General features: G+C 61.2%; 18 protein-coding genes and 1 tRNA gene. 8 read left to right on the forward strand and 11 right to left on the reverse strand.

What is annotated here, in order from left to right; genetic code table 11:
- Positions 1-46: 46 nt before the first annotated feature.
- The 5 genes from DM813_RS05100 to dapA all read right to left on the reverse strand — a co-directional run bounded on the left by DM813_RS05100 (position 47) and on the right by dapA (position 3,740).
- Positions 47-136 (reverse strand) — tRNA-Ser (locus DM813_RS05100).
- A 93-nt stretch (positions 137-229) separates the two neighbouring features.
- A complete protein-coding gene (purC, locus tag DM813_RS05105) occupies positions 230-940 on the reverse strand; it encodes a phosphoribosylaminoimidazolesuccinocarboxamide synthase (RefSeq protein WP_038613804.1) in 711 nt (236 codons plus the stop codon).
- 29 nt (positions 941-969) lie between these two features.
- Positions 970-1,728 (reverse strand): MBL fold metallo-hydrolase, encoded by a 759-nt coding sequence (locus DM813_RS05110; protein WP_128322340.1) that lies wholly within the window; start codon positions 1,726-1,728, stop codon positions 970-972.
- Entirely contained in the window at positions 1,729-2,844 is a 1,116-nt protein-coding gene (bamC, locus tag DM813_RS05115) for an outer membrane protein assembly factor BamC (RefSeq protein WP_128322341.1), read from the reverse strand. It abuts the gene before it with no gap.
- Positions 2,845-2,861: 17 nt separating this feature from the next.
- The gene (gene dapA, locus DM813_RS05120; RefSeq protein ID WP_128322342.1) at positions 2,862-3,740 is read right to left on the reverse strand and encodes a 4-hydroxy-tetrahydrodipicolinate synthase; all 879 of its coding nucleotides are present in this window, start codon (positions 3,738-3,740) and stop codon (positions 2,862-2,864) included.
- A gap of 260 nt (positions 3,741-4,000) precedes the next feature.
- Here dapA and DM813_RS05125 point away from each other — a divergent pair, with 260 nt between their 5' ends.
- Positions 4,001-4,561: a glycine cleavage system protein R gene (locus tag DM813_RS05125; RefSeq protein ID WP_128322343.1), complete on the forward strand. Its 561-nt coding sequence runs from the start codon at positions 4,001-4,003 to the stop codon at positions 4,559-4,561.
- 11 nt (positions 4,562-4,572) lie between these two features.
- The gene (locus DM813_RS05130) at positions 4,573-5,046 is read left to right on the forward strand and encodes a peroxiredoxin (protein ID WP_128322344.1); all 474 of its coding nucleotides are present in this window, start codon (positions 4,573-4,575) and stop codon (positions 5,044-5,046) included.
- A 54-nt stretch (positions 5,047-5,100) separates the two neighbouring features.
- Here DM813_RS05130 and DM813_RS05135 read toward each other — a convergent pair whose 3' ends face one another.
- On the reverse strand, positions 5,101-6,171 hold the full coding sequence (locus DM813_RS05135) for an AI-2E family transporter (RefSeq protein WP_128322345.1): 1,071 nt from the start codon (positions 6,169-6,171) through the stop codon (positions 5,101-5,103).
- Positions 6,172-6,192: 21 nt separating this feature from the next.
- Complete coding sequence (locus tag DM813_RS05140) at positions 6,193-6,432, reverse strand: sulfurtransferase TusA family protein (protein WP_128322346.1); 240 nt, start codon at positions 6,430-6,432, stop codon at positions 6,193-6,195.
- Between the two features lie 108 nt (positions 6,433-6,540).
- Here DM813_RS05140 and DM813_RS05145 point away from each other — a divergent pair, with 108 nt between their 5' ends.
- Positions 6,541-7,974, forward strand: coding sequence for a M48 family metalloprotease (locus tag DM813_RS05145; protein WP_128322347.1), 1,434 nt, complete (start codon positions 6,541-6,543; stop codon positions 7,972-7,974).
- 195 nt (positions 7,975-8,169) lie between these two features.
- On the opposite strand, the gene nadA is transcribed toward DM813_RS05145, so the two are convergent.
- The 4 genes from nadA to DM813_RS05165 form a co-directional block, all read right to left on the reverse strand.
- Positions 8,170-9,228 (reverse strand): quinolinate synthase NadA, encoded by a 1,059-nt coding sequence (nadA, locus tag DM813_RS05150; protein WP_128322348.1) that lies wholly within the window; start codon positions 9,226-9,228, stop codon positions 8,170-8,172.
- Between the two features lie 236 nt (positions 9,229-9,464).
- The gene (locus tag DM813_RS05155; protein WP_128322349.1) at positions 9,465-10,952 is read right to left on the reverse strand and encodes a YdgA family protein; all 1,488 of its coding nucleotides are present in this window, start codon (positions 10,950-10,952) and stop codon (positions 9,465-9,467) included.
- A gap of 52 nt (positions 10,953-11,004) precedes the next feature.
- Positions 11,005-11,874: an isocitrate lyase/PEP mutase family protein gene (locus tag DM813_RS05160; protein ID WP_128322350.1), complete on the reverse strand. Its 870-nt coding sequence runs from the start codon at positions 11,872-11,874 to the stop codon at positions 11,005-11,007.
- 92 nt (positions 11,875-11,966) lie between these two features.
- On the reverse strand, positions 11,967-12,878 hold the full coding sequence (locus tag DM813_RS05165; RefSeq protein ID WP_128322351.1) for a helix-turn-helix domain-containing protein: 912 nt from the start codon (positions 12,876-12,878) through the stop codon (positions 11,967-11,969).
- Positions 12,879-13,051: 173 nt separating this feature from the next.
- On the opposite strand from DM813_RS05165, the gene DM813_RS05170 reads away from it, so the two are divergent.
- The 5 genes from DM813_RS05170 (at position 13,052) to DM813_RS05190 (ending at position 18,307) form a co-directional block, all read left to right on the forward strand.
- A complete protein-coding gene (locus DM813_RS05170; protein WP_128322352.1) occupies positions 13,052-14,410 on the forward strand; it encodes a glutamine synthetase family protein in 1,359 nt (452 codons plus the stop codon).
- Between the two features lie 49 nt (positions 14,411-14,459).
- On the forward strand, positions 14,460-15,548 hold the full coding sequence (locus DM813_RS05175) for a polyamine ABC transporter substrate-binding protein (RefSeq protein WP_128322353.1): 1,089 nt from the start codon (positions 14,460-14,462) through the stop codon (positions 15,546-15,548).
- A gap of 14 nt (positions 15,549-15,562) precedes the next feature.
- Positions 15,563-16,858, forward strand: coding sequence for an NAD(P)/FAD-dependent oxidoreductase (locus DM813_RS05180; RefSeq protein WP_128322354.1), 1,296 nt, complete (start codon positions 15,563-15,565; stop codon positions 16,856-16,858).
- A gap of 109 nt (positions 16,859-16,967) precedes the next feature.
- On the forward strand, positions 16,968-17,375 hold the full coding sequence (locus tag DM813_RS05185; RefSeq protein WP_128322355.1) for a hypothetical protein: 408 nt from the start codon (positions 16,968-16,970) through the stop codon (positions 17,373-17,375).
- An 83-nt stretch (positions 17,376-17,458) separates the two neighbouring features.
- Complete coding sequence (locus tag DM813_RS05190) at positions 17,459-18,307, forward strand: transporter (RefSeq protein WP_241653149.1); 849 nt, start codon at positions 17,459-17,461, stop codon at positions 18,305-18,307.
- The last annotated feature ends 3 nt before the right edge of the window (positions 18,308-18,310 follow it).

The following is an 18,310-nucleotide window of genomic DNA, read 5'->3' on the forward strand; positions in this document are numbered from 1 at the left end:
AAACAAAAAGCCCCTGAATCTTTCGATTCAGGGGCTTTTCGATGTATGGCGGAGAGATAGGGATTTGAACCCTAGGTACTGTTGCCAGTACAACGGATTTCGAATCCGTCCCGTTCGGCCACTCCGGCATCTCTCCAGTGGCGCGCATGATACCAGCAGTTTGCCGAAAGGCAAAGCCTGTTTGCGAAAAAAATTCGCGTGGTATCAGGCGCTTGCGTGAACTTGCCGCTTACAGCGGCACGCCCAGGCGTTTGGCAACTTCTTCGTAGGCTTCGATTACGTCGCCCAGACCCTGGCGGAAGCGGTCCTTGTCCATTTTCTTGCGGGTTTCTTTGTCCCACAGACGGCAACCGTCCGGGCTGAACTCGTCACCCAGGACGATTTCGCCGTGGAACACGCCGAACTCGAGCTTGAAGTCGACCAGCAGCAGGCCGGCGTCGTCGAACAGCTTGTTCAGCACTTCGTTGACCTTGAGCGACAGGGCCTTCATCTTCACCAGCTGCTCGGCGGTACCCCAGCCGAACGCAACCACGTGCGATTCATTGATGAACGGGTCGCCTTTTTCGTCGTTCTTGAGGAACAGTTCGAAAGTGGAAGGCTCGAGCTTGATGCCCTCTTCCACGCCCAGGCGCTTGACCAGGCTGCCGGCTGCGTAGTTACGCACTACACATTCAACCGGGATCATGTCGAGCTTCTTGACCAGGCACTCGTTGTCGCCCAGCAGCTTGTCGAACTGGGTAGGAATGCCGGCTTCTTCAAGCTTCTGCATGATGAAGGCGTTGAACTTGTTGTTCACCATGCCCTTGCGATCGAGCTGTTCGATGCGCTTGCCGTCGAACGCCGAGGTGTCGTTGCGAAACAGCAGGATCAAGCGGTCAGCGTCGTCGGTCTTGTAAACCGACTTGGCTTTGCCGCGGTAGAGTTCTTCACGTTTTTCCATGATGGGCTCCGCTTGCTAAATAAGATGGGCTAGGCGATATCACGCCAGTCGAGCCCGCAATCCTGGTTGGCCACTTGCAGCCAGTCCGGGTCGCACCCGAGGGTGTCGACGAAACATTGCCGGGCCAGCTGTGGCTGGTTGTTCTTGCTACTGAGATGGGCCAGCACCAGATGCTGCAGGTTCTGCCAGTCCAGCTCCGACACCAGGCGCGCGGCCTGATGGTTATTCAAATGTCCGTAGTCGCCACCCACCCGCTGTTTGAGAAACATCGGGTAAGGCCCGCGTCCGAGCAGGTCGCGACAATGGTTGGCCTCGATCAGCAAGGCATTCAGGCCGCGGTAATGCTCCAGCACGGTTGTATCGTAGGACCCAAGGTCGGTCAGCACGCCGAAGCGTCGACTACCGTCGTCAAACACATACTGCAACGGCTCCAGCGCGTCGTGGCTCACGCCCACGGCGCGAACGGTCAGGCCGCCGATCTGCAATTGCTCGTTTGCCGCCAGAAAGCCTGCCGCCTCGACCGGCTTGCGCATGCCGCGCAAGGTGCCCTGGCTGAGGTAGACCGGTACATTGTAGCGCCGCGACAGCAACCCGACCCCATGCACGTGGTCGGCATGTTCGTGGGTGACCAGCACGGCACTCAATTGCTGGGCATGAACGCCGAGCAGCGCCAGGCGCCGCTCGGTCTCGCGCAGGGAAAAGCCGCAATCGACCAGGACAAGCGTGTTGCCACTGGCGATCAGCGTGCCATTTCCCTGGCTTCCACTTCCAAGTACGGCGAAGCGCACTTAACCCAGGTTGTCCTGAATCACGCTCAGCACGCGGCGGGCGACGTCAGCCGGTGCCACGGTGTTGATGTTCTTCTCGACGGTAACCTGAACGCTGTCGCCGACCTTGCTCAGGCGAACCTGATAACGCTCGGCACGGGCTTCACGCTCTTCCTTGCTCGGCGCGCTGCCGAACAGGCGGCTGAAGAAACCAGGCTCCTGGTCCTTGGCATCGGCCTTTTCAGCCAGGTTGATGTAGTACAGGCCCAGGCTGCGGTTGATGTCTTCGACACGCCACTCGCCCTGTTCCAGGGCACGGCCGACGCTGGACCAGGCGCGATCGAGATCGGCGCCCAGGTTCAATACCGGGTTGCCGCTACCATCTTCGCTCAGGCTGACACGGCTCGGGGCGTCGAAATCACGGGCAGCGAGCAACGACACCGAACCGCCCTTCTCGGCGCTACGGGTCATGCTGGCGAGCATTTCATCGACCAGGATGGCATCGACACCGGTGTTGTCGGAAGACGCAGGGAACGCCTGGTCGGCAGTGCTGCCAGCCGGACGCTCGACGGTCACGATGTAGACTTCACTGGTGTTGCGCTGCACGCCCGGCTCGATGCGGATACGCGCACGAACTTCGTTGTCGCTGCTGCTCGAGGCACTGGCCAGGCGCTTGGCCATGGACGTGGAGAGCTCGTCGAAACGCTGCCAGGTGGTGTTGAACTCACCGGTCTGCGGGCGTTCTTCGGCAATACGGAAGCCGTTGTCTTCAAAGAACTGACGGGCAACCGGCCAGACTTCGGCCGGCGCGCGCTGGGCCAGGACCCAACGGGCACTACCGCTTTTCTGCAGGCTGAAATCACTGATGTCGGAACCGGCGCTCAACGGCAGCGGACGCGGCACCTCGAACTCGCCCTTGACGTTGTCATCGGCGACATTGCGTGGAATCGGCAGCAGTGGATCAAGGCGCTTGGCGCTGCTGACATCAGGTGGCAGCTGCATCGGCGCCTTTTGGGTGGCCTCCAGATAATCGCTACCACGGTCACGGAAGTAACCCTCTTCACCCCACAGCCAGCCGCAACCGCTGGTGCTGGAGATGATCAATGCAAGGGCGGACAGACCAGCCAATCGCTTCATGCGGTGTACTTCCTCAATTAAACCAGCACGCCCGACTGGCGCAGGGCCTGGCGGACGATGTCGTGACAGGATTCGCTCAGCCAGGTCAGTGGCAGGCGGATGCCTTGTTGCATCAGGCCCATTTCAACGAGCGCCCACTTCACCGGAATCGGGTTGGCCTCGCAGAACAGGTGCTTGTGCAGCGGCATGAGTTTTTCGTTGATGGCACGGGCCTCTTCGGCCTTGCCTTCAAGGGCGGCTTCGCACAGGTCGGCCATTTCGCGCGGGGCGACGTTGGCGGTAACCGAGATGTTGCCCTTGCCGCCCAGCAGGATCAGTTCGACGGCAGTCGGGTCATCACCGGACAGCACGATGAAGTCGCTGCTCACGCCGTCGAGAATGGCCTTGGCGCGCTTCAGGTCGCCAGTGGCTTCCTTGATGCCGATGATGTTCGGCACGCTGGACAGGCGGATCACGGTCTCGGCCTGCATGTCGCAGGAGGTGCGGCCGGGTACGTTGTAGAGGATCTGCGGGATGTCCACGGCTTCGGCAATGTGCTTGAAGTGCTGGTACAGGCCTTCCTGGGTCGGCTTGTTGTAGTACGGCACCACCAGCAGGCAGGCGTCGGCGCCGGCGTCTTTGGCGTTCTGGGTCAGGTGCACCGCTTCGCTGGTGGAGTTGGCACCCGTACCGGCGATCACCGGAATACGGCCATTGACCTGCTTGACTACAGCCTTGATGACTTCGATGTGCTCTTTGACATCCAGGGTCGCCGACTCGCCGGTGGTACCGACGGCAACAATGGCGTGGGTGCCATTTTCCAGGTGGAAGTCCACGAGTTTGCGTAGGCTGTCCCAATCAAGACGCCCTTGTGCATCCATGGGTGTGACCAATGCCACCATACTGCCCGCAATCATGAAACTGCTCCTGCCGGAAAAAGAGAGCGGTAATGGTACTGGCGCCATCGGCCTTGCACAAGCGAAGCAGGCGGCTGGAGCATTCCCCTCGGCGGCCATTTTCGCTACCCTTCTGTCTTTGATCGGTACACAGCGGCCCGCCGGGCTGCCGACAACCTGCGCAGGCAGTGCCCAAAGCCTCGATCCTGAGCCCCGGGACCACGCCCACACGCCTTTCTGACCCGTCAGGTACCGACCGCTCATCGCTTTAGGAATGCTGCATGTCCACCCCCACCGTTCGCGAACAATTCCTTGTCATCAGTGCCCTTGGCCCCAATCCGATGGAACTGACCAATATCCTGTGCCGGGCCAGCAACGATAATCGCTGCTCGGTCGTCACCTCGCGCCTGACCCGTCATGGCGAATGCAGCGCGCTGGTGCTGCAGGTCGCTGGCAGCTGGGACGCCCTCGCCCGTTTCGAAGGTGCCTTGCCGGGCCTGGCGAAGAAACACGCCTTCACCGTGAACGTGGTGCGCAGCGCCGAGCTCGAAGTACGCCCGTTGTCGCTGCCGTATGTCGCCTACGTCAGCGCCGCCTACCGCCCGGACATCATCAACGAGCTGTGCCAGTTCTTCATTGATCACCATGTCGAGCTGGAAAACCTTACCTGCGACACCTATCAGGCACCGCAGACCGGCGGCACCATGCTCAATGCGACGCTGACCGTGACCCTGCCGGCCGGCACCCAGATCAGCTGGTTGCGCGAGCAGTTCCTGGACTTTTCCGACGCCTTGAACCTGGATGCACTGATCGAACCTTGGCGCCCACAAAACCCACTGTAAGGAAGCTCACCATGGCCGTTGAACTCGACCAACCCGTCGCCGACTTCCAGGCGCAGGCCACCAGTGGCCAGAGCGTCAGCCTGTCCGGTCTTGCCGGCAAACAGGTGGTGATCTACTTCTACCCCAAGGACAGCACGCCGGGCTGCACCACCGAAGGTCAGGGCTTTCGCGATCAGTACGCAGCGTTCCAGGCGGCCAACACCGAAGTGTTCGGCGTGTCGCGTGATGGCCTCAAGTCGCACGAGAACTTCAAGGCCAAGCAAGGTTTCCCGTTCGAGCTGATCAGTGACAAGGACGAAGCCCTGTGCCAGCTGTTCGATGTGATCAAGCTGAAGAAGCTGTATGGCAAGGAATACATGGGTGTCGACCGCAGCACCTTCCTGATCGACAAGCACGGCGTGCTGCGCAAGGCGTGGCGCGGCGTGAAGGTTCCGGGACACGTGGACGCCGTACTGGCTGAAGCGCAGGCGTTGAACAAGGCCTGAAACATACCGTTCAGGGCTTTTGCAGGAGCGGACTCATCCGCTCCTGCAGTCTGGTTACAGTAACGGCGCCACTGCTGGCTCCTGCCTTGGCCAGGCATCCAGCACTGCCTTGAACAGCGTCGCCAGCGGGATCGCAAAGAAGATTCCCCAGAACCCCCACAAGCCCCCGAACAGCAGCACCGCACAGATGATTGCCACCGGGTGCAGACTCACCGCCTCGGAGAACAGCAACGGCACCAGCACGTTGCCATCCAGCGCCTGGATGATCGCGTACACCGCCATCAGGTAGATGAACTGATCGCCCCAGCCCCACTGGAACAGCGCAATCAGGGTGACCGGCACGGTGACCACCACCGCCCCCACGTACGGCACCACCACCGACAACCCCACCAGCAAGGCCAGCAAAGCCGCATAGTTGAGCCCCAGGGCAATGAATGCGATATAGGTCGCTACCCCGCAGATGAGGATTTCGATGCCCTTGCCGCGAATGTAGTTGGCGATCTGCCGGTTCATTTCCTCGGCCACCCGGGTCATCAGCTTGCGCTCGCGCGGCAGGTAGCCACTGACCCAGCGCGCAATCAGCTCGCGGTCCTTGAGGAAGAAGAACACCAGGATCGGCACCAGCACCAGGTAAATCATGATGTTGACCAGCAGCGGCAGGCTGGAAAGCGAAAACGTCAACGCCCACTGCCCGAACTTGCCGATCTCGCCACGCATTGCCTCGATGGCCTGCAGCACCTGCTCATCTGAGACCAGGTGCGGGTAGCGCTCAGGCAACAGCAGCAACAACGACTGCCACTTGCCCAGCATCCCGGGGAGCTCGTTGAGCAAGGTAATCAACTGATGCCACAGCAACGGCACCAGCACCAGCAGAAACACCGCCAGGGCGCCCATGAACAGGGTGAACACCACGCCTACCGCATAGCGGGTCGGCACCCGCAGGCGCTCCAGGGCATTGACCAGCCCCTGCATGAGAAACGCCAGCACCATACCGGCCAATACCGGTGCGAGCATGCCACCGAGGGTCAGGACGGCGGTAAAGGCCAGAAACAGCAAGACCACCAGCACCACTGCTTCTTCGTCGGAGAAGTAGCGATGCATCCAGTCGCGAAGCACCTTGAACATTAATGATCCTTAGGGAAAAACTCAGGCTTTGCGCAGCCAGTAGGTGTAAACACCGTCTTCGGCCGTTTCGAGCAACAGTGTATGACCAGCCAGTTTTGCAAAAGTGCGAAAATCGCGTTGCGACCCGCCATCGGTGGCCCGCACCTTGAGTACCGCGCCACTGGCCAGGCGATTGAGCTCCATCTTTGCCTTGAGCAATGGCAGCGGGCAGTTCAGGCCGCAGGCATCGAGTTCGGCGTCAAACGTCGGGGTATCGCTCATCAGGGGCTCCAGTCAGGCATGCTCGATCAAGCCCGGTAGAATACCGCCACTGGTCGCCAACGTGTGAGCCAGCTACAGTAAGGTTCTTTGTCGACCAGAGCTTCGTGCATGAATTTACTGCGCCCTACCCTGCTGACGCTGGCCTGTTTGATGGCGCTGCCTGGCCATGCCGACGACCTGCCGTCACTGGGCGACGCCAGTTCTGCCATTGTCTCCCCGCAACAGGAACACCAGCTGGGCCGCGCCTGGCTCAGTTTGCTGCGGGGCAATGTCAATCAACTGAACGATCCCCAGCTCAAGGATTATGTCGAAACCAGCGTCTACCGCCTGGCCGAAACCAGCCAGCTGCAAGACCGCCGCCTTGAATTCATCCTCATCGACAGCCGCGAACTCAACGCCTTCGCCGCCCCCGGCGGGATTGTCGGGGTCAACGGTGGCCTGTTCCTCAATGCCCAGACCGAAGGCGAATACGCCTCGGTACTGGCGCACGAACTGGCGCACTTGTCGCAACGCCACTTTGCCCGCGGCGTTGAAGCCCAACAACGCATGCAGTTGCCGATGATGGCGGCACTGCTTGCCGGTATCGTCGCTGCCGCCGCCGGTGCCGGCGATGCCGGTATCGCCGCGATTGCCGGTACCCAGGCCGCCGCCATTCAGGAACAACGGCGCTTCTCCCGACAGAACGAACAGGAAGCCGACCGTATCGGTATCCTCAACCTGGAAAAGGCAGGGTACGACCCGCGCAACATGCCGAGCATGTTCGAGCGCCTGATGCGCCAGTACCGCTACGACGCCAAACCGCCGGAATTTCTCCTGACTCACCCGGTGACCGAATCGCGTATCGCCGACACCCGCAACCGCGCCGAACAGGCGCCCAAGGGCGGTACCGAAGACAGCGCGCGCTATCAACTGATCCGCGCCCGCGTCGCGTTGATCTACGAAGGTACGCCGGGCCTCGCTGCCAAGCGCTTCCGCGCGCAGCTGGATGAAGACCCGAAACTCGACTCGGCGCGCTACGGCCTGGCGCTTGCGCTGATCAAGGGCGGTCGCCTCAACGAGGCCCGTGACGCGCTCAAGCCGTTGCTGGACAAGGCGCCCAACGACGTCACCTACAACCTGGCGCAGATCGACCTGGACATCACCAACAATCGCCTGGCCGATGCCCAGCAACGGGTCGAGCGCATGCGTGCCCTGTACCCGGCCAACTACCCGCTGCAGCAGGCGCGCATTGACCTGTTGCTCAAGCAGAACCGGCCGGCGGAGGCTGAGAAAGCCCTGGATGCCTTGCTCAAGAACCGTCCGGAGGACCCGGACGTGTGGTACGACGTGGCCGAGGTTCGCGGGCTGTCCGGCAACACCATCGGCCTGCACCAGGCCCGTGCCGAGTACTTTGCCCTGGTGGGCGACTTTGACCAGGCCCTGCAGCAGCTTGACTACGCCAAACAGCGGGCGGGCAACAACTTTGTGCTGGCGTCGAAAATCGATGCGCGCCAGCGCGAGTTGCTGGAGCAGCAGCGGATGGTCAAGGAAATGATGCGCTGAGACACAGGCAACTGCAGGAACAACTGTCTTTGTGGGAGCGGGTTTACCCGCGAAAAGACACCACGCCTGACGAGCCGGGCCTGCTAAGTAGTCCTTCGCGGGTAAACCCGCTCCCACAGGGTCTGCGCAGTTCTTGAGACTTGCAATGTACCTGTGCGAGCGGACTCACTGCGATGCCGGAGCGCTGCGCAGTTGTCAGGCGTTACCGGACAACTTCATCCGCGCTGCCTGGGTAAAGTCGAGCATGCGCTTGAGTGGCTTGATCGCCTGGGGAATCAGCGCCGGCTCGACGAAGATCTCGTTGCTGCCTTCACGCAGGCACTGCAAGGTGCGCTCAAGGGTGTTCATCGCCATCCACGGGCAATGTGCGCAACTGCGGCAGGCCGCGCCGTTGCCGGCGGTAGGCGCTTCGATGAAGACCTTGTCGGGGCACAACTGCTGCATCTTGTAGAAGATGCCGCGGTCGGTGGCAACGATGAAGGTCTTGTTCGGCATAGTTTGCGCGGCGGCAATCAGCTGGCTGGTGGAGCCTACTGCATCGGCAAGGTCGATGACCGCTTCCGGCGACTCCGGGTGCACCAGGATCGCAGCTTCCGGGTACAGCGCCTTCATGTCGGCCAACTGGCGCGACTTGAACTCTTCATGAACGATGCAGGCACCGTCCCAGAGCAGCATGTCGGCACCGGTCTGTTTCTGGATATAGCGGCCCAGGTGCTGGTCCGGGCCCCAGATGATGGTTTCGCCGTTATCCATCAGGCTCTCGACAATTTCCAGCGCGCAGCTGGACGTCACCACCCAGTCGGCACGCGCCTTGACCGCTGCCGAAGTGTTGGCATAGACCACCACGGTACGCTCCGGGTGCTTGTCGCAGAACGCCGAGAACTCCTCCACCGGGCAGCCCAGGTCAAGCGAACAGGTCGCTTCCAGGGTCGGCATGAGCACGCGCTTTTCCGGATTGAGGATTTTTGCGGTCTCGCCCATGAAGCGCACACCCGCGACAATCACCGTGCTGGCTTCGTGCTTGTTGCCGAAGCGGGCCATTTCCAGTGAGTCGGACACGCAGCCACCGGTTTCCTCGGCCAGGGCCTGGATTACCGGGTCACAGTAGTAATGGGCAACCAGCACCGCGTTCTGCGCCTTGAGTTCGGCGGCGATGGCGGCGCGGTAGTCGGCCTCTTGCTCGGGCGTCAGCGGCTTGGGCTGCTTGGCGTCGAGGTGGGCTTGGACCAAAAGGCGTTCGGAAATCTGGGTCATGATCGCTGGACCTGCAGGCGCTTGTGCGCGTAAGTCGAGTGTATCACCGAGCCCTGGCAAATCGGTTAGCGGCTCTGCAGGCAAGGCGCTCAATGGCATTGTCGACAGAACCAAAGACCTTCTGCGGCCTCGGGTTTTTATGGGATGCCGAAGGCTACAGATAATCGGATGAATTCAAAAGGTTTTTTTAGTGAAACAGACTGCGGGGCGACTGCCTGTCACCCCGCAGTCCCGCCTCAGCCTTCGCTCGGGCGCACAGCCCCGAGATTCGCCATGATCAGACTGGCGAACTGCTCTACCGTCAACTTCTGACCGTTGAAATCGACCATGCCGTCAACGTAGTGCAAACGGGTGACAATATCATTGCCCTGCACCGTGGCCATCTGGCTCTGCACCGCCATCATGCCGACCATTTCCCCGGCCTGCGATGCCTGGGTAGACAACACTTGCGCATCGCTCTGACCTGCAAGCCGGGCCTGCAGCACGGCCAGGTCACCGATCATTGGCTTGGACAGCTGCAGCGAGCCTTGCACCTGGGCGATCATCTGCTTGTACAGATCCGCCGGTGGCAGCTCCAGAGACGCTGGCTTGGCCAGGTCGACGCTCAGGCTGAAACGGCTCTCGCCATTAGCCGTCTTGAAGGAGAAATTTTCCAGGGCAATCTGTGGCTTGGCCGCCAGCACCTGCTGGACGTTGCCATAGACCTGGGTTTTTTCCGCCTCGGTCATCGGCAACGACGGGAAGACCTCACCCTTCGCCGCCGCGGCCTGAAACTCCGGCAGCCGGCTCTGGTGCCAGGCAGCCAGCGCCTGCAGGGCGTCCATATCAAGGTTTTTCAAACTCCAGAGCATTTCACTGGAGCCGACCGGCTGGCCATCAACGTTGATGTCGGCCACCTTGTAGGCAACGGTGCCGGACAACTTCGCGCCGTTCGCCTCGGATTGGCTGTTTTGCTCCAGGCCCTTCATCAGCAGTACGTTCTGCTGCGCTCCTGTGGCCACGCTGACCTCACCCAAGGCCATATTGGTTTTGCCGAAATAGAACCCCGAGGCTGCCTTGCTCATGGTCCCGACCAGGCTCAGGTCCTTGAGTGCGATCTTCACTGGCGCACCGCTCTGGTCAACCAGGTTGAAGTTCACATTCGCCGAGTTGCCGCTGAAGGTGACTTGCTCGGCATTGCGCGTGCCCGTCGCCTGCACGTTCAACCCGGAGAACTTCACCAGCGATTGCCCCGACTCGGTCAATTCCATTGGCGGCATGATGAACGTGCCGTCGGTCGAACCGTCGTACCCCAGACTGTTGTGGCCATAGATCGGCGGAACATCGCCGCTGGCAGCGAACCAGTCCGCAGTGACCGCGTCCTTTTCCAGGGCGTAGTTGCTGTACGCCATGACCGGCATGAGCTTCAACGCTTTGACCCGCGACCATGGCAAAGGGCCGTGCTCGACGCGATCGACAAAGCCCAGTTCGAAACTGCGCAGTTCCTCGCCGACCATCAGGTTGTTGGCTTTGATGCGGTAATGCACGGTGCTCGAATACAGGTGCGATTCCACCGACGCCAGCTCCAGCGTGACATCGCCGGCCGACAGCTTGAGCTGTGCATTGGCTTGTGCCACGGCCTGATTGAGCACATCGGGCAACTGCTTTCCGGTGTACCAGGCGCCTGCCGTGCACGCTGCAGCCACGACAACGACGAGCCCTAGTACACCTGTTGTCTTCTTCATGAATTGTTCCGTTCGTCCATTTTTTAAAGGGTGTTGCTAAGAGGCACTTGGCCTATTCGTTGACATCCATGAACTCACGGGCCCAGACGATGTAGTCGTTCGGCACCGTGTAGGTATGGGTAAGTTCGGTGGCGCTCAGGTCCGACGCGCTGCTGGTGATCTTGCGTTGCTCGCGCAGGCAGTCGTAGGTCGCCTTGATCGCGGCGAAATACGCGCCATGGCCGTCCACGGCAATGCGTACGCCCAGTTGCGCCAGGCGGGCGTCGTCGTGCAGCTGCGGGTTGCCGTAGGTCACCAGCATCAGCGGCACGCTCAGGTGGGCGGCAATCTGCTCAAGGTGCTCGAAGTCGCGGATGCCAACCATGCACAGGGCATCGGCCCCGGCATTCTGGTAGGCCACGGTACGGGCGATGACTTCCTCGACCGGGATCAGTGCAGCGTTGGTCCGGGCGATGATCGACAGCTCCGGATCGACACGCGCTTCCAGCGCCGCACGGATCTTGCCAACGCCTTCGGCAATGCTGATCAGGTCGGTGGATTTGCGCCCGAACTGAGCCGGCAACAGGGTGTCTTCAATGGTCAGCGCGGCGATGCCCGCACGCTCAAGTTCGGTGACCGTACGCATGACGTTCAGGGCGTTGCCGTAGCCATGGTCGGCGTCGGCAATCACCGGCAGCTGCGCTACCCGGCCGATACGCGTGGCCTGTTCGGCGAACTCGCTGAGGGTGATCAAGGCAAAATCAGGTGCAGCCAGCACCTGCAGAGAAGCAACCGAACCACCCAGGATGCCTACCTCAAAGCCAAGGTCGGCAGCGATACGCGCTGACATTGGATCGAACACGGAAGCCGTGTGGTAGCAGGCAGGAGAAGCAAGGAGTTTACGAAACGCGCGACGCAGGTCTTGGTGGGAGGCTCTTGGCATGGTCTTTCCAATCTATCGACTTCATTTATTGGATAGAACATACCACTCCGGGCGCTATCGCCGACAGCATCAGATGCACGGCTTTTACCCGTTCAGGTGCGCTGTTGCGCGCGTTTGAGCGTCTCGCTGGGCAACTCTTTGAACAACTGCTGGTAGCTGCTGGAGAACCGCCCCAGGTGCCAGAACGACCAGTGCATGGCCACTTCGGCCACGGTGCTGCCGCCCGCCCGGCAACCGAGCAACTCGCGGCGCGCACTGTTCAGCCGCCGCAGGCGCAACCAGTGCGCCGGGGTCATGCCGGTAAAGGCCTTGAACGCTTGTTGCAGTTGGCGCAAGGAAACCCCGGCGACGTCTGCCAGCTCCAGCAGGTTGAGGGTCTCTTCGGGACAGTCGGCGGCCCATTCGCCCACCCGGCGCATGATCGTGCGCTCCTCGGAACGTCGCCACAGGGCGCCGCGATCAAGGCACGCCGAGGCGTTGTCGAGAATGAACAGGCAGTCGTCGAACAACTGCTCGGCCAGCGCGTCGCGGCTCGGCACATCAACGGCCTGCCCCAGGCGCGTCAGGGTACCGCTCAGCCAGCGGCTGAACAGCGCATTCTGCAGCGAATTGAGCGGCGCCATGAACAGCCCTTCAAGGCGATTGATGTCGAGGCCATGACGTTGAACGAACTCCGGGCCGAACACCACGGCCACTTCCTGATAGTTCTCTGGAGTGATCCAGATGTTGCGGCTTTCGCCGTTGAGCAGGTACAGGCTGTTGTCCGTGCGATCAAAACAAAAGGCCAACGCCCCCGCCGGCGCACTGAAATTCTGCTCGACCCGGGTGTTCATCGACTCCTCGTAAATCTCCACGCCCTGCAGGTCCAGGCAACGGATCTGCCCGGCAAAATGCCCGGGGGACATTTGCTGGTAATGCTGGGTCCAGCTGGGGGTCGCACGCACCTGTTCACCGACGTCGGCGGTGCTGAAAGCTTGTACCTGAAACGGATTTACCGCGGTCATGAGTCGCTCTTTACGCACTCTTTTGGTGCGTTTTGTCCTGCAGAAAGTGGATAGATCGATACGCAAGCGTCACCCAAGATAGACCTCAACGCGCTGCAGGGGAAGTCGTCCAGACGGCATACCGGCCTTGATCGCTGGTCCTGGCGCGGAATAAAACCAATAACGAGGTCTTTATGAATGCCCCTTTCGATCAGCTGTCTGCGTGGCTGAAAGAACACAAGATTACCGAAGTCGAGTGCGTGGTCAGTGACCTGACCGGGATCGCCCGCGGCAAAATCGCACCCACCAACAAGTTCCTGCATGAGCGAGGCATGCGCCTGCCGGAAAGTGTGTTGTTGCAAACGGTAACCGGGGATTTCGTCGACGACGACATCTACTACGACCTGCTGGATCCGGCCGACATCGACATGGTCTGCCGTCCGGACTCCGCCGCCGTGTACGTGGTGCCATGGGCGATCGAGCCGACCGCGATCGTGATCCACGACACCTTCGACAAGCAAGGCAACCCGATTGAACTGTCGCCGCGCAACGTCCTGAAAAAAGTACTGAAGCTGTACGCCGACAAGGGCTGGCAGCCAATCGTCGCGCCGGAGATGGAGTTCTACCTGACCCAGCGCTGCGAAGACCCCGACCTGCCGCTGCAAGCGCCTTTGGGCCGTTCAGGCCGCGCAGAAAGCGGCCGGCAGTCGTTCTCCATCGATGCCGCCAACGAATTCGATCCGCTGTTCGAAGACGTTTACGACTGGTGTGAAGCCCAGGGCCTGGACCTCGACACCCTGATCCACGAAGACGGCCCGGCACAGATGGAGATCAACTTCCGTCACGGCGACGCCCTGGACCTGGCTGACCAGATCACTGTGTTCAAGCGCACCATGCGCGAGGCGGCGCTCAAGCACAACGTCACCGCCACCTTCATGGCCAAGCCGGTGGGCGACGAGCCTGGCAGCGCCATGCACCTGCACCAGAGCGTGGTCGACATCGCCACCGGCAAGCCGATCTTCGTCAACGAAGACGGGCAGATGAGCGAGCTGTTCCTGCAGCACATCGGCGGCCTGCAAAAGTACATCCCCAAGGTGTTGCCGATGTTCGCCCCGAACGTCAACTCGTTCCGCCGCTTCCTGCCCGATACCTCGGCACCGGTGAACGTCGAGTGGGGCGAAGAAAACCGCACCGTAGGCCTGCGCGTACCAACCTCGAGCCCGGACGCCATGCGTGTTGAAAACCGCCTGCCGGGCGCCGATGCCAACCCTTACCTGGCCATCGCCGCCAGCCTGCTGTGCGGCTACCTGGGCATGGTCGAGAAGATCAACCCCAGCGCCCCGGTGCAGGGCCGTGCCTATGAGCGGCGCAACCTGCGCCTGCCGATCACCATCGAAGACGCCCTGGCCAACATGGAAGACTGCCCGAGTGTAGAGCAGCACCTGGGCAGCAAGTTCGTGCGTGGCTATGTGGCGGTGAAACGCGCCGAACATGAAAACTTCAAGCGCGTGATCAGCTCCTGGGAGCGGGAGTTCCTGCTGCTCAGCGTCTGAGCCGCGTCGCGTACAACACATCGATAAAACAATTCGAAGAGGCGTCGATATGCGTTCATTGAAAACAGTTGCAAGTGCAACCCTGGCGCTGCTGGTCAGCGCCGCGGCCCAGGCCCAGCCCAGTGTCAGCGTGTACAACTGGACCGACTACATCGGTGATACCACCCTGACGGACTTTCAGGGCAGCACCGGTATCAAGGTCATCTATGACGTGTTCGACTCCAACGAAACCCTGGAAGGCAAGTTGCTGGCCGGTCGCACCGGCTACGACGTCGTCGTGCCTTCCAACCACTTTCTGGCGCGCCAGGTCAAAGCCGGCGCGTTCCTGAAACTCGACCGTGAGCAATTGCCCAACTGGAAGAACCTCGACCCGGTGCTGCTCAAGGCCCTGGAAGAAAACGACGCCGGCAACCAGCATTCGGTGCCTTACCTGTGGGGGACCAACGGCATCGGCTACAACGTTGACAAGGTCAAGCAGGTGCTGGGGATCGATCACATCGACTCGTGGGCGGTGATGTTCGAACCGGAGAATCTCAAGAAGCTCAGCAAATGCGGCGTGTCCTTTATGGATTCGGCGGACGAACTGTTCCCGGCGATCCTCAACTACATGGGCATGGACCCACGCAGCAATAGTGTCGAGGATTACAAAAAGGCCGAGGCCAAACTGCTGACCCTGCGCCCGTACATCACTTACTTCCACTCCTCCAAGTACGTCTCGGACCTGGCCAACGGTGATATCTGCGTGGCCTTCGGTTACTCCGGCGATGTATTCCAGGCCGCCAACCGCGCCAAGGAAGCCAACAACGGCGTCAACATTGCCTACGCCATTCCCAAGGAAGGTGCCAACCTGTGGTTTGACCTGCTGGCCATTCCTTCTGACGCCAGCAACCCGCAACAGGCCTACGCCTTTATCAACTACCTGCTGGACCCGCAGGTAATCGCCAAGGTCAGCGCCACCGTCGGCTACGCCAACGCCAACCCGCCAGCCAAGCAGTACATGGATGCCGAGCTGGTCAACAACCCCGAGGTGTATCCACCGCAGGCGGTGCTGGACAAGCTGTATGTCTCTAACACCCCGACCCCGGCAATCATGCGCTTGATGACCCGCTCCTGGAGCAAAGTGAAGTCGAACAAATGAACCGGGAAGCCTCTATGAACCCTGCTGCACAACATGCCAGCTCCTATTACCGGGCGACGGTCGCGGACATGCCCGAACACCCGGTGCTCGAAGGTGAGCTGAGCGCCGATGTGTGCGTTATCGGCGGCGGTTTTACCGGCGTCAACACCGCCATCGAACTGGCTCAGCGCGGCCTGTCGGTCATCTTGCTCGAAGCCCGGCGCATTGGCTGGGGCGCCAGCGGTCGCAATGGCGGCCAGCTGATCCGCGGTATTGGCCATGAAGTTGATGGCTTTGCCCGCTACGTAGGCCAGGACGGTGTGAAGTACCTGCAACGCGCCGGTATCGACTCGGTCGAGGTGGTCGCCAACCGCATCCGCGAGCACGGCATCGAGTGCGACCTGCGCTGGGGTTTCTGCGAGCTGGCCAACACGCCGGCGCAGTTCGCCGCGTTTCGCGACGAGCAAGAGAGCCTCGCCGCCCTGGACTACGGCCACGAAACGCAACTGGTCGGCCCGGAGCGCATGCACGAAGTGGTCGCCTCTTCGGTGTACGCCGGTGGTTTGATCGACCGCGGCTCGGGCCATCTGCACCCGCTTAACCTGGTGCTAGGCGAGGCGCGCGTGGCGAAGTCGCTGGGCGTGAGGATTTTCGAACACAGCCCTGTGCTCGAACTCAACCACGGCAGTACCGTGCACGTGCGCTGCGCTCAGGGCAGCGTGCGCGCCGGCAGCCTGGTGCTGGCCTGCAACGCCCACCTGGACGAGCTAGAACCCCGGCTGAGCGGCAAGGTGTTGCCGGCCGGCAGCTACATCATCGCCACCGAGCCGCTGTCCCCGGCGCTGGCCAGCACGCTGATCCCACAGAACCTGGCGTTGTGCGACCAGAAAGTCGGCCTGGACTATTACCGGCTCACGGCAGACCGGCGCCTGCTGTTCGGCGGCGCCTGCCATTACTCCGGACGCGATCCGCTGGACATTGCCGCCTACATGCGACCGAAGATGCTCAAGGTCTTCCCGCAACTGGCAGAGACGCGCGTCGCGTTTCAGTGGGGCGGCAAGATCGGCATTACCGCCAACCGCTTTCCACAGGTTGGCCGTCTGTCCCAGCACCCCAATGTGTTCTATGCACAGGGCTATTCCGGGCACGGCCTGAATGTTACGCACTGGACCGCACGCCTGCTGGCAGAGGCCATCGATGCCGGTCACAGCCACGGCATGGATGTGTTCAGCGCCGTGCCGCACATGACCTTCCCGGGAGGCAAGGCCCTGCGCTCGCCGCTGCTGGCGCTGGGCATGCTGTGGTACCGGCTGCGTGAGGTACTGGGCTGACGCCACAAAACCGAGATTCTTTCCGGGGTGCTTGCGACCACCTTAATTGCAGCTACTTTCAGTTAAGTCTTTGTCTGAACGCATGACCGCCCCCGGAGGGAATCGCAGGATGATCACAGATAGCAGGCTCCTCGCCCGGAGCACACTTCTCGCCGCGGTACTGCTGGCCATTGCTGGCTGCACCAGCATCGACGCGCGCACCACCGAGTACGTTGGCGTGCCGCATGCCGCACCGACTTCCGCCAGCAGCGTCCAGGTACTGCGTACCGAGCCGCTGCGCCCACATACACGGCTCGGTGAAATCGTCATCGACGCCAGTATTGAACCGGCCCCACCGATTACCGACGTCGAACAGAAGCTGCGTGAGCAGGCCGCCAGTATCGGTGGCGACGCGGTGGTGGTGGTCTACGATCGCATCCAGCCGGTGTCTGCGTACGTCAGCGGACCGTTGTGGAGCCGTGACGTGCAAACCATCGATGGGCGCAAGCTCAAAGGCATTGTCATCAAATACAAATGATCGCGTTGCACTGCCGGGAAAGCATGATGAATCTAAGACGGGTGAGTTTTTCAGTATCGCTGCTGGCACTGGGCACAATCTCGATGCAGGGCCAGGCAGACAACGCACGCGACTGGCAGAACATTCCCATCGACCTGAACATGGTTTTTGGCTACTACAACCGCATCGACACCAACACCCCCATCGATACCGCCCTGCCGATTGACGGCCTGTCGCTCGATGCCGACCTGTACCTGCTGCGCCTGGCACGCTCATTCGACATTGCCGGACGCAACAGCGCTATCCAGCTGATCCAGCCCTATGCCGATGTCGCGGCGTCGTTCGACGATGCGCGCTTTTTCAGCGGCACCAAACACAACGGTGGCCTGGGTGACACGCAAATCGTCTTCGCCCACAACTTTTTTGGTGGCCCTGCACTGACCGCCGAAGAGTTTGCCACCTGGACGCCGGAAACCTTCATGACCGGTGCAATGTGGCTGACGATCCCCAACGGCGACTACGATAAAGACCGGGTGATCAACATCGGTGCCAACCGTTGGGTATTCAAACCTGAAGTCGGCTTTGGCACGCCGTTTGGCCCGACCTGGCTGGAGGTCAACACCTGGGTCTCATTGTTTGGCGACAACGACGACTACCTGGGCGACAGCAAGCTTGAGCAAAAGCCCCTGTACGCCATCGAGGGGCATTACAGCTACACCATCAACCGTGCCCTCTGGGCCTCGCTGGACGCCACCTACAGCACCGGCGGCGAAACCAAGGTCGATGGCGTCAACCAGGACAACAAGCAGGAAAACGTGCTGGCGGGGGCCAGCATGGGTTTTATGCTGTCGCCGCAGTTCGGCGGCATGATCGCCTATACCGACACGGTGTCGGAGCGGGACAAGTCACCTGACGTGAACACCTGGACATTGCGCGTGAACTACGTTTGGTAAGTG

It is taken from the genome of Pseudomonas alkylphenolica (assembly GCF_004025535.1).
Lineage (GTDB): Bacteria > Pseudomonadota > Gammaproteobacteria > Pseudomonadales > Pseudomonadaceae > Aquipseudomonas > Aquipseudomonas alkylphenolica_A.

Excerpts from the sequence above, each read along its gene's own strand:
- DM813_RS05160 (WP_128322350.1), bottom strand. The coding sequence starts at position 11,874 with ATGCCAAGAGCCTCCCACCAAGACCTGCGTCGCGCGTTTCGTAAACTC.
- DM813_RS05130 (WP_128322344.1), top strand. The coding sequence starts at position 4,573 with ATGGCCGTTGAACTCGACCAACCCGTCGCCGACTTCCAGGCGCAGGCC.
- DM813_RS05140 (WP_128322346.1), bottom strand. The coding sequence starts at position 6,432 with ATGAGCGATACCCCGACGTTTGACGCCGAACTCGATGCCTGCGGCCTG.
- DM813_RS05190 (WP_241653149.1), top strand. The coding sequence starts at position 17,459 with ATGCAGGGCCAGGCAGACAACGCACGCGACTGGCAGAACATTCCCATC.
- DM813_RS05185 (WP_128322355.1), top strand. The coding sequence starts at position 16,968 with ATGATCACAGATAGCAGGCTCCTCGCCCGGAGCACACTTCTCGCCGCG.
- purC (WP_038613804.1), bottom strand. The coding sequence starts at position 940 with ATGGAAAAACGTGAAGAACTCTACCGCGGCAAAGCCAAGTCGGTTTAC.
- bamC (WP_128322341.1), bottom strand. The coding sequence starts at position 2,844 with ATGAAGCGATTGGCTGGTCTGTCCGCCCTTGCATTGATCATCTCCAGC.
- DM813_RS05135 (WP_128322345.1), bottom strand. The coding sequence starts at position 6,171 with ATGTTCAAGGTGCTTCGCGACTGGATGCATCGCTACTTCTCCGACGAA.
- DM813_RS05180 (WP_128322354.1), top strand. The coding sequence starts at position 15,563 with ATGAACCCTGCTGCACAACATGCCAGCTCCTATTACCGGGCGACGGTC.
- DM813_RS05165 (WP_128322351.1), bottom strand. The coding sequence starts at position 12,878 with ATGACCGCGGTAAATCCGTTTCAGGTACAAGCTTTCAGCACCGCCGAC.
- DM813_RS05145 (WP_128322347.1), top strand. The coding sequence starts at position 6,541 with ATGAATTTACTGCGCCCTACCCTGCTGACGCTGGCCTGTTTGATGGCG.
- DM813_RS05125 (WP_128322343.1), top strand. The coding sequence starts at position 4,001 with ATGTCCACCCCCACCGTTCGCGAACAATTCCTTGTCATCAGTGCCCTT.
- nadA (WP_128322348.1), bottom strand. The coding sequence starts at position 9,228 with ATGACCCAGATTTCCGAACGCCTTTTGGTCCAAGCCCACCTCGACGCC.
- DM813_RS05155 (WP_128322349.1), bottom strand. The coding sequence starts at position 10,952 with ATGAAGAAGACAACAGGTGTACTAGGGCTCGTCGTTGTCGTGGCTGCA.
- DM813_RS05170 (WP_128322352.1), top strand. The coding sequence starts at position 13,052 with ATGAATGCCCCTTTCGATCAGCTGTCTGCGTGGCTGAAAGAACACAAG.
- dapA (WP_128322342.1), bottom strand. The coding sequence starts at position 3,740 with ATGATTGCGGGCAGTATGGTGGCATTGGTCACACCCATGGATGCACAA.
- DM813_RS05175 (WP_128322353.1), top strand. The coding sequence starts at position 14,460 with ATGCGTTCATTGAAAACAGTTGCAAGTGCAACCCTGGCGCTGCTGGTC.